The 11279-nt window shown below is 46.4% G+C and carries 5 protein-coding genes; 1 reads left to right on the top strand and 4 read right to left on the bottom strand.

The genetic code is table 11. The features are described 5' to 3' along the window. Positions 1–41: 41 nt before the first annotated feature. The 4 genes from QMA13_RS07215 to QMA13_RS07200 are packed head-to-tail and all read right to left on the bottom strand — an operon-like array spanning position 42 to position 9458. The gene (locus QMA13_RS07215; protein ID WP_282943295.1) at positions 42–4886 is read right to left on the bottom strand and encodes a fibronectin type III domain-containing protein; all 4845 of its coding nucleotides are present in this window, start codon (positions 4884–4886) and stop codon (positions 42–44) included. Positions 4887–4937: 51 nt separating this feature from the next. Then, positions 4938–6239 carry an S-layer homology domain-containing protein gene (locus tag QMA13_RS07210; RefSeq protein WP_282940536.1) on the bottom strand — a complete coding sequence of 434 codons (1302 nt, stop codon included), beginning with the start codon at positions 6237–6239 and terminating at the stop codon, positions 4938–4940. 47 nt (positions 6240–6286) lie between these two features. Continuing rightward, complete coding sequence (locus QMA13_RS07205) at positions 6287–6652, bottom strand: cohesin domain-containing protein (protein ID WP_282940535.1); 366 nt, start codon at positions 6650–6652, stop codon at positions 6287–6289. A gap of 22 nt (positions 6653–6674) precedes the next feature. Continuing rightward, positions 6675–9458 carry a pectate lyase family protein gene (locus QMA13_RS07200; protein ID WP_282940534.1) on the bottom strand — a complete coding sequence of 928 codons (2784 nt, stop codon included), beginning with the start codon at positions 9456–9458 and terminating at the stop codon, positions 6675–6677. 1013 nt (positions 9459–10471) lie between these two features. Here QMA13_RS07200 and QMA13_RS07195 point away from each other — a divergent pair. Next, entirely contained in the window at positions 10472–11089 is a 618-nt protein-coding gene (locus tag QMA13_RS07195) for a TVP38/TMEM64 family protein (protein WP_282940533.1), read from the top strand. Positions 11090–11279: the final 190 nt, after the last annotated feature.

Raw genomic sequence — 11279 nt, 5'->3', positions numbered from 1 at the left:
ACAGAACCTCCCTCCTCTTTCATCAAACCATACTTGAACTCTTATTGAACTTCTAGAATTTTTCTGGCGATCGCCGAAATATCGGCAATATCTATCTCGCCATCATGGTTCAGGTCTGCAACTTTGTAGATGTTCCAATTCGAATCGGACGAGTTCTTGCCGTAATATTGTGCGGCCAAAGCTAAATCCCCGATGCTGATTTTGCCGTCTCCGTTCAAATCTCCTGGGATTCCGGTAATCTTCGATGTGGTGAAAGTCTGCATCGCTGCATTCAGATCATTTCTTGCAAGTTCTACTTGCTGTTGAGTCGCTTGTACGTCATCAGCAGTTAATTGCGCCCTGTTAATAGCTTGAAGTAATGCGGCCTTCGAACCTGCCGGATAATTTCCGACGTTAGTCCCTTCTACTGCCGTATCATGTGCGGCTCGAGCCTCGCTTATCAAGCTAGTCAACAAGGCTTTGTCAACATTGACGTTAATAATAATGTCAACGAAGTGGGTAACCGGGGCTAACGTTTTTTCTTCCTGATCACTGGCGATAACGACTCTGGATAAGGTGATTGGTGCAGTTCCCGTTACCGAGACTTGTTTAGCCTTCCAATGCAGCACGACCAAATCGCCTTCGGTATTCACTGCGTTACTCTCTCCAAGACTGGCCAATATCAATCTGACTTTGTTTGTGCTCACTTTCTCTTGAGCGACGATCGACAGAGTGTTCTTGAGGGAATCTGCAGAAACAAATTCCACTTTGCTCGGGTCATAAGTTATAGTTATGTCTTGCGCGTAGATTGGGCTACTCACATCTTGCAGTCCGAAGTTCAGGTCGAACGGATTTCCGGATTGTACCGCATTCGTTCCGGTGAGTGTGGCAATGCCTGTCATACCTGCCGAATCACCTGCCGTTGTAATGGCCAAGACCGGTCCGGTACCGGTCCACTTCGAGCTTCCATCGCCCGCCTCTACTTTAAACGTATAGTTTGTTCCAGGTGCAAGACCCGTCACTGTATACGATGTTGAGGTTGCAGGAACCGTATTCGCTGAATTGACCGGAGTAAACTTCACATCGCCCTCGATCGGCTTTCCATTCTTGTATATCCTGTACCCCGTAACACCGATATCGTCCGTTGCCGGTGTCCAGGTCAATGTCACGGCTGTATTGGTTAATCCGCTTGCGGTAATTTTACTATTCGATGGCCACTTCGGCGCGCCGGTATCATACGGCTCTGCGGTAGTTATCTGTAATTTGTACGGATACTTCGCTTTATTACCGTAGGCGTCTACCGCTTCGACCTCCATCGTGTAAGATGTGGCGAACGATAGTCTAGTCACATTGAAGGTAGTCGCACTTCCTGCCACAGAGCCCTTAATCTGCCCATTGGCATAAATGACATACTCCTTCACCGGAGTCGTTGCTGCCGTCCACTTAATATTGGCCCATGTGGTATTCGCTGAGCCAACAAGCTGGATACTGCTGCTGCCGGTCGGTACTGTCGGAGCAGCTGTACTTGCCGCCCCTATCGTCAGCGTTGGAGCGCTTGGTCCAGTCGCGGTCCAGTTGCCCGTCGCATCCATAGCTTCCACTTTGAATGTATAGGTCAACCCCGGAGACAATCCGGTCACCGTATACGTATTTGTGGTTCCTGCAACGCTGTTGGTAATAACCTTGCCCTCTGCAATCACGCGATAATTTGTAATAGCCGTATTATCTGTTGCCGGTGTCCAAGTCAATTTCACCGATGTATTGCTCTCTTCGGAGAGCGTGAGCGTGCTGCCGACCGGCCAGACTGGCGCCGACGCTGCATTCTTTGAAACATTGTCCATCGTAGTCGTACCGGTATAGGTAAGTCCAACCGAGTTGACGATCTTCCAAGGACTTGCAATGTCGTATACGACATCTTTAAACGAGCTGTTTCTCATATAGCTAATATTCGCTGGCTTCACGGCGGAATTGCTGTTGCTGTAAAACTTCACGTTGTCAAAGTGAATGCCTTCATGAAATCCGCCATCAACCCCGGCCACATTGATCGAATCGCCCTTATAGCCTTCTACTGTCACATTTTTAACCGTAATGTCTCTAAATTGGGCGGTTTTAGAAGCTGGCTCGAATTCGCTGACCGAGTTAACATCGGAATAAGAAGACGTGAAGATGAATGCTTGATTTTTTCCGTTTTTCATAGCTGTATCCCGGAAAATTACGTTTCTTCCTCCGCCTCCGGTCGGGGTATTCGTCTTGGCGCGCAGTCCGATTTCCGTCTGGTTCATGACGTTATCCTCTGCCAGGATATTTTCAATCCATGCGCCGGTGTGGCTCCCCATAACGACGCCGCCATGACCTTCTCTCATATAGTTATTGAATATCCATGCATTGCGGGTCGGTTGTTCCTGCTCCGCAACTGCACCCTGCCCGGCGGCAAAGTTGATGTTGTCGTCCCCCGTATCGAGCACGTTGTTAAATACCGTCAGACCGTCCCCTCCGCCGAACTCGATTCCATCCGCGTTATTATCATCGAAGGTCAACAGCTTCGTTCCGGCAATCGTAACATGGTTGGATTCAAGGTTAACCAACGTATGGTTAGATGGATTCAATGCCGTAAAGCCGCCGTAGAACGCGTTGTCAACGCCCCGCAGCGTAATCAGGTTCGATCTGGAAGCATAACCATTGGCTTGCGCGTTCGTTTGCCCCGTGAAGAAATTGTCTCTTGCATAATCCGTTTGAGCCTTAGCCAGAACTCCATACGTCCCGTAGTTGCTATTGCTGCTTGAAGGCTGCTCTGGGAAAAATCCATCGTTAACCTTCGGCGGATTATTCCATTTCCACCCGTTTCCGTCAATAGTACCTTCTCCAACAATTCGGATATTTTTGAGGCTTCCGTAATCATAGGTGTGTGCATTGATGAGAGAATAATATCTCGGAACCGTTGAGTAATCATACAAGTAATAGTCGAACGGGTAGTCCTGAGGATTCTCTGAACCGAGCAGCGTTGCGCCCGTACCGATCTCGAAGGTCAAATCGCTCTTTAGGAAGATCGCTCCGGTTTTAAACACTCCGGTTCCGCCGGGAATCAACACCTTGGAGCCAGGGGTGGCATCGTCTATGGCTGCTTGAATCGCCTTGGTGTTTAACGTTACTCCGTCGCCTACAGCACCATAATTCACAATATTGAATACTTCTGGCACCCGGGTCGTTGATTGAGTTACCGGATTGCTGGCCGGCGATTCATTACCGAGAGCATCGACGGCTTTTATCGTATAAGTATAAGAAGTATTCGATTTCAGTCCGGTAGCCGTGAAATTATGCATCGATACTTTTACATGCTTGTTTGTGTTATCTGCTTGATAAAATTTGTCAATCCATTCTTTAGCTGGTGAATGCTGCAATGTATTCTGGTTCGCCGTCCCGATGAACTCGCCGTTCTGGTAAACGTTGTAATCGACAATGCGGGAGTATTGCTCCGGCTTATCCCATACCAAAATGATGCTCTTCTCATCATACGCCAAAGTCGGAACTCTCAGATTTACCGGTGCGAGCAGCGCTTCTGATTTATTACTAGGCGTTGCCGCGACTTCTGTTCCTTTTGGGCCTTCTCCGGCGCTATTCCCAGCGATTACCGTGAAATAGTGTATCGTATCATTCTGCAGTCCATTAAAGGTGTACGAAGTGGCTGTGGTTTGATCAACCATCGTATAACTCCCAGGGGATGTACCCGCTTTAACCACATAATAGGTCGCTCCGCCCACCGTACTCCAGGATAGCGCCACACTTCGGTCCCCCGCAGTAGGTTGGGACAGGCTTGGCGCTGATGTTGGCGCCGTTATAACTAAGGCGGGGGTGGTAACGGAAACCTCGCCTCCATTCGGACCTTCTCCGGTACTGTTAACTGCGCTGATCGCAAAATAATAGGTAGTGCTTGGCTCCAATCCGGTAACGGTCGTTGACAGGCCGGAAGTGGATTCCGTCTTAACGTTATAATTTCCCGGAGCCTTACCTACTTTGACGTTATAGCTTGTCGCACCGGATACCGCACTCCATGAAAGAGGTACACTGCTGCTATTGAGCGGTGTAATCGGCATCGTAATGGATGGCCCCGTATCCGGCTTAGTCGGAGGATTACCCGAACTGGCCGTCGCCGAATCGAAGATAACCTTGGAACCCGAGCCGGTTCCTCCCGTACCGCCTACAGTAAATTTAATTTGTTCAAAAGTCGCTGACACCGAGGAAACAGCGAACCCTACGTTGGCAGTCAATTTATTTAAAGCATAGTGGTTGTTTGCGTTACTGGTAAAATTGGTTCGACTAGTCCATTTAGATCCGTCGTCAGAATATTCGAATGCAAGCTTCGATGAAGACCCGGCTCCTGTTCTCGTCATTCTTACGTAAAGCGAATTGCTTGTAACCGCAGAGTTTCCTCCACCATTAGAGGTGTCTACTCTTCGATAATCCCGAACCCTGGTATTTCCTGAATTGCGATCAAGCCCCATCGATAAATGATTGGAATTGCTTTCCGTACCATCCCGGACCATCATCATGGCCCATGTATTAGAGTCCGTCAAAACGCCTGACATAGTGATTTTTGCTGTCAACTGATAGTCCTTGCCAACGGCTTCACCGAACGGCATATAAACATATGCGATATTGTCGTTATCGGCGGTTAATTTCCCGGCTGCCGCAGATAAGGTAAACTTGCCGTTGTCAAAACTGACATTTGTGGGTCCCGGATCGTAAACGCTGTCCGTCACGTCCATCATCTTTACCGCTTGCCAGCCATCTGGTAAGCCGGTCGCCGATACGGGGACCGTAGCCGCCGATGCGTCCGTAATCCCGAATGGAATACCCGAGAAAACCTGAAGAACAAGAAGCAGAGCTAACAGTGCACTAACTTTTCCCATCTTTCTCACAGCATTGAACACCTCCGAAGACTATAAAAACCGGGCGAATACTTAATTAATAAATTGCAAATATTGCAGCATACGTTTTAAAATGGTGGCTGCCTGAGCTCGTGTTGCATTTTCATTCGCCGCGAAGGTATCCTCTGACATTCCTTGAATGAGGTTGGCTGAGAGCGCCTGCGAAACGGCTTCCTTAGACCAATCGCTAATTTGCAAACGATCGGAGAAGCGGTTCAATAACGAAGCGTCTGCCTTAACTTCCTTGCCCCCCGCATGTATTGCACGGATCATCATCGAAACCAATTGTTCTCTTGTAATTTTGGCATCCGGTTGGAAGGTACCATCCTCATATCCATTGATCAATCCGGCCTTCTGGGCAGCTCCTGCAGCACCAGCAAACCAGTCCTTCGAGCTGACGTCTTTAAATCCATCGGCCTTCGTCTCCACAAAACCAAGGGAGCGAACAAGCAAGGTAGCGAATTCAGCCCGCGTAATGGGCGCATCCGGTGCAAACGTGTCGCTTGTCTTTCCATTCACAATCCATTTATTGGCCAGCATCTCCACATCGTTCTTCGCCCAATGATCCTTCATGTCCGCGAAAGAATGGTTCGATTGAATAACGGTAAATGTTCCGTTATGGGGAGAACGGATCACAACCACACTCTCTCCGTTAGTCACCGAGAAGACGGAGGGAATAAAATGAATTTGGTTGTTCTCATCCATCCAGACAGCTGTCGAGTTATTCGAATTGATGGATGTATTGCCCATGTGTAAAGCACGTTCTACATATACGCCGCCAAAGTCACGCAATTCCTGACCGTTGACCGATACGTTAAAGTCTATTGGAGACGATATCAAGGATTTTACTCCGGCGTTCTGCAACGATTTATTAATTGCGTCCTTTGTCAGTCCGGCCACGTTAACGATCGATACCGTAACGACCCCGTCCGACTTCATGTTTTTCAACACGCTCAATGGCAGGTTATATGTCGCTGCATCGGTTTGGATCTGTATGATCCTGTTTAACTTATTATTAATCGCATCGATTAAAGCGCTTGCCGGCAGTTCTACCATGACAATTGGATCGCTGCTCTGCACTACAATAGGAACAATTTGGCCGGAACTTGCGGAAGATAACGCACTGGCCAATTGACTTCCATCGATGCTCGCTCTCGTTACATCCCTTCCATCTTGCGACGTTCCTTTCGAAATTTGCATCATTTGGTTAACATATGGAGCGCTGCTACCTCTTGAGGTGCTGCTCGATGGACTTCCAGGCGGTGTAATAACAACAGACACCTTTGCGTTCGCCGCATATTGAGTCTTGACCAGCTGACTATCCACCAATTTCACTGTTCCTAGCTCGATGGAGGCTTCCCCTTGTTTTTTTGCAATAAAGCTTAGGGTACCGAAGGTGATATCCCCATTCTCACCGGGCTTATTCCCTGTCTTGGTATGCGCGAATTGAATCTTCCCTCCTGTTGATCCACGATCGCCGGAACCGAAAATCCTGGAATGCCGGCCTTTACACTATCTTTTTCAAACTCTAGCAGATTGGGGTCATAGGCGATGTTGATTTCATAGGCATATACATCCTTGACTTCTTGTCCTTTAACAGTAATCGAAATTTTATTCCCCACGACTGTGATACTGTTTGAAGCTGTGACAGAAGCAAGAAGATCGGTTGCTCCCATCACTGCCTGCGGAACAAGCAATACAACAAACAGTACTATCGCCAAACTCAACGAAAACGATTTACGTATCATGATTGAAATGCTCCTCCATTAGTTACTCTTGATCGATTAACATTCGAGCCACAATGGCCAAGTCTAATAGTTCTATCTTGCCGTCTTTGTTCAGATCCGCAATCTTGAAATCGTTCCAGTTTGGATCCTTATCGGATTTTCCATAATATTTCGCCATAATGGCCAAATCGAGAATAGAGGTTTTACCATCCCCGTTCAGATCCCCCGTGATGTTTCCAGGGGCTTCCGTGACGATTCCCGCCTTTACATTTCTGTATTGGATCGGCTTAATGCCCCCATTGGATGTTTCCCCTCTGAATGAGGTAATATCTTTAGCTGTCGGATCATACAAAGGAGCACCTGCAAGGTAAAGCTGACTGTTAATATAAACATCAACCAATTTGGCATCCATATCGACAACAATTCTGATGTTGTACCAAACGTTATGGCTCAATACGAGCAAATGATTCGTATTCGTCTCGTCGGCTCCATTTTTAACCGAATAGTATAAGTTTCCGCTCTGGCTGTCTACTCTCAGGCTTACCACTACTTTTCCGTCCGAATCCAACAGTCGGATCGGTTTCGAATCCTCCGGCGGAGCCTCTTTAAAGTCGATATCGAACACGAATTTTCCCAAAAATGGAGTTTCGGTTGTATTTTTGGTTAAATTTTTCGTTACCACTGTTGCAAAATTGCTGTTCGAATCTTTGAGGAATAAAGACATTGGGCCTTTGTTGGAACCATCGACATCTCCGCTCAAAAACTTCACATAATTTTCGCCGACAGAGGCGCCGGGAGTACCGGTTTTGCTTCCGACATAGCCGAAATCTTCAATTGGCGTATCTTCCGTTGCATTGTCAAAAATGTCTTTAACGACCCAATTCACACCGGGAACGATGGCCGCTGCGGCGGCTTTATCCTCCGATGCCGCGGACTTTGCGCTCGATCCAAAATAGTTAACCGCTTGAACCGCAAAAGAGTACGTTGTACCAGTATCGAGGCTGCTCAAAAGATAGAATGAGTCTCTAACATTCGGAATTGCCGTTGTCTCGTTGGTTGTTTTGTTTGTTAAGGTTATGGTATAGCTATCCGCATTCGGAACATCGTTCCACGAAACCTTAAACGACTTGTCAAGCCTTTGCAGAGTAGGCTTTGAAGGCACATCCGGGAGAGCAGCTTTTATCGTTTCCTGTCTGCTATCGATACTTATTGCATTACCGCTAGATGCCGTTACCGAAACATAATAAGCTGCACCCAAACTAACCGATCCTACCGGAAGTGTAACAGAAGGCATATTGGCGCTTACTTCCTTAAACGGACCGTTTGCCGATGTGGAGTATTTCACCTCATAACCGGTTGCACCTTGTACGCGGTCCCATGCCAGGTCAATACCTTTGGCCGTGAATGTGCTTTTAATGTTTGTAGGCGTTTCCAAAGTGTCAATAGTAAAAACGGGCTTTTTCTCGACGCCTGAGTACCGTTCAATATCCGATTTAGCCTTATCCGCGTTGTCGACTGTATACGTATAGCCAGGAATCCGATCCGGATAAAAGCTCCAGCTATAAGCTTGTCCCCGATTAGGCACATTCGCTGCATCCTCATAAGTTGCCTCTAACAATTGGTCATACAGCCCGCCGGTTCCTACGATTTTATTCGTATCAGTCACCTTCATCAATCCCAGCGGGTCATTGGACAGCAGATTGTTCAGGCTCTTGTCCAAGGGGCTTCGCGAATACATAGCTACAATCGGTACATTCTGAAAGTAGTTGCCTTCGAGCAGCACTTGCGCTTCAGATGTGCTCGCCGCACCGTAATTTATAATATCTGTATAATAGTTATTATAAACATGCACCTTGCCGAACCTTACTCGTGGATGTCTTTCCTGTGTGCCTTCAAACCAGTTATGGTGTATGGTGACGCTGAGTTTTCCTCTGTCTGAGCTGGTTGCACTCCAGCCTGAGCCGATTAACATCGTTTTTTCATGTTTGGAGTATCTATTCCACGCCATCGTAACCAGGTCAGAAGCTGATTTAATGTCAGTTAAACCGTCCTTGCCATTGGAAAAATTATTATGCTCGAAATAAATATTTTTGGAGCTTTGTATGTCTACCCCTTTAGTTATAAGAGCGTTTCTTATCGTTAAGTTTCTAACAATGACATTACTGCTAGCTTTAAAAATAAAGCCATAGCCGTCTATGATCGCATCGCTACCTAAGCCTACAATCGATACGTTATGTACATCTTGAAGGGTAATATCGGCGTTGCCCTTCAGCAAGCCTTTCACATAAATCGTTAAATAGGGAGATTTCGCAAGCGTATTGGTTGTATCTTTACGCTCGGCAATTTTCGTTTTCAGCTCATCATAGGTGGTTACGATGACATAATCTGTGCTAAGGTCTCCACCTGTTGTACCGTCTCCCGTAGCAGCCCAGCCGTCAGCGGGATTAAACGCATCTGTTTTTTGGGATACCGCGTGTGAAAAATCACTTACAGTGTTGCTAGTTTTGGCTTTAATTTTAAAATAATAGGTCTGCCTCCCCTGCAACTTCTTGCCATTCGAGAAATGAACCTCATGAATAGTGCTTTTCACACCCGCTTCCGCCAATTCATATGTTCCATTAGCTGCTTCAGACATGTAGATGTCATAAGCTTCGGCATTAGCAACACGATTCCATGCGAGTGTTACGCTATTAAAACCTGGGGCTGTCTGGATAACTGTCGGGGGATCCAGAATCAAATCTGCAGCACTTGCCACCTCCTTCGGGCTTGCGTTAAAAAGCAGTAGTAATGCCAGTAAAACAGAAGATAGCGCTTTCAATACTTTCATTAAAATACCGCACCTCTTTTCTCGGGTCTCTATTTCCTGCAATCTTTTAGCCCCTTGCTCTGCAAGTTTTGTGTACTACTTATCAAAGTAAGCCATTTTTTCAGTATAAGTAAATAAACTAGTTTTAACTTCTTTTAACTTAAATTATCATTTTTCAACATTTCTCCTCTTTCCGACAAAAACATGATCTATTGATCATCCTCGTGTTGTAGGACTTCATGTAATACCTTGCATCAGTTTTCAGAAGTTAAATAAAGCTCATTGTATAATATGAATTAAATGAATAAGGCTCTCCTTAGATCGTCGGGATAACATCGCATCTTAGTAGGTCTTGGTTTGATTCTCGGTGCTACTACCTAATGCCATACCTGCCAGCTGTTCACATAAACAAGACGACACTAATCGCACTGCGGGAACGGGTACAAATCACACTCCGGCACATGCCTAACCCAAAACAAAACAACCCAAAAAGGAGCCGCTATTACGGATCCTTTGTTTTAGTTGGGTCGATAGTAATGAAATAGTGAACTAAAGTATGCCCGTTTCTTAATATAACAGTAGAGGATCTGTCGTTAATCCATCTCCCCTACTGTTATATATCATTTTGTATTCCTTTGATTGACGATATTTCCCGCTTCATCTAATGTTACTTCAAAAGATACTGACTCAAGGTAATCATGCATGTCCGCCTTCACCTGTTCGTCCACTTTGATTACCTGGTCATTTTATATAAAATAAGGCGAAAAGGACATGTTGCCACACTGTGCAAATTGACCTTTTCACTACTAAACATTTATTACTCAAGCCGCTTTCTATACTCTACCATACATCATTGCATTTCCGGTTAGTCACCGCAGACGGCAACGAGACGTACGTTTGGGTCATGCTTGTCGCCGCGAAGCCGTAAGCTCGTCAATTGGACTATCTACACCAATGAAGAATGTTTGTGTGTTACACTAAGTATGATCAACAGGCCAGAAGAAAGACTTAGACCAAGGGAGACACCCTACCAAATGAAGAAATGGTTCACTATCTGCATATATCTCGTGCTCATACTCATTGTCTATGTATTCAAGGATGAAATTTTGCATTGGATGCAGTATGGGGATGCGCCTGTTCTGCTTATTTTTGCGGCTGCGCTCGGTTTTATTATCGTACCGGTCATCCCCTACAAAATAGTTATCGGCATGCTCGGGTTTATGTACGGTCCTTTGCTGGGCGCTTTGATTAGTTGGACGGCTGCTTCCATCGCGTCAGTCATTGTTTTTTGGCTGGCACGCTACTTGTTCCAAAAGCAGGGCCGTGCTTACTTGTCCAAGTACGAGAAGCTGGAAAAGCTCCAAGCCGCGATTGAAAAAAATCCGTTCCTGACTATTTTATTGGCTCGACTGATCCCGGTTATCCCTCAGGCTGTCGTTAATGTCATTCCTGCCATTACTTCCATTCCGGTCGTTACATTCGCTGTTGCGTCCGCATTGGGCAAAATTCCTGCTATGCTCCTGTTTGCGTTCATCGGCAGCAATCTGTTTGCTAGTACTAGCAAGCTCGTTTTGTCCGTCGGCGTGTATGTTCTTTTTTTGGCGTCCGTCTACGTTATCTACCGCGTTTGGCTCAAGAAGCGATGGCATTAAATCCAAGAATAGCTCAGTAACATTCCCGATAAGAGTTTTTTTGAAGTGTCTGCCGTTATCCACCAAGAAGCAGACTGCCGCTGCAGTCTGCTTCTTAGTCATTGCACTATCGTACCCGTTAGCTTAACCCCATACAGAAAACAGCCATCTCCTCCCCAGCGGACGGAAATGGCTGTTATTACGGTACCGG

The sequence above is a fragment of the Paenibacillus sp. RC67 genome (genome assembly GCF_030020805.1).
GTDB lineage: Bacteria > Bacillota > Bacilli > Paenibacillales > NBRC-103111 > Paenibacillus_S.
This window is presented reverse-complemented; position numbering and strand designations above follow the sequence as displayed.

Coding starts and splice junctions, on each gene's coding strand:
- QMA13_RS07215 (WP_282943295.1), bottom strand. CDS start 4,886: ATGGGAAAAGTTAGTGCACTGTTAGCTCTGCTTCTTGTTCTTCAGGTT.
- QMA13_RS07205 (WP_282940535.1), bottom strand. CDS start 6,652: ATGATACGTAAATCGTTTTCGTTGAGTTTGGCGATAGTACTGTTTGTT.
- QMA13_RS07200 (WP_282940534.1), bottom strand. CDS start 9,458: ATGAAAGTATTGAAAGCGCTATCTTCTGTTTTACTGGCATTACTACTG.
- QMA13_RS07195 (WP_282940533.1), top strand. CDS start 10,472: ATGAAGAAATGGTTCACTATCTGCATATATCTCGTGCTCATACTCATT.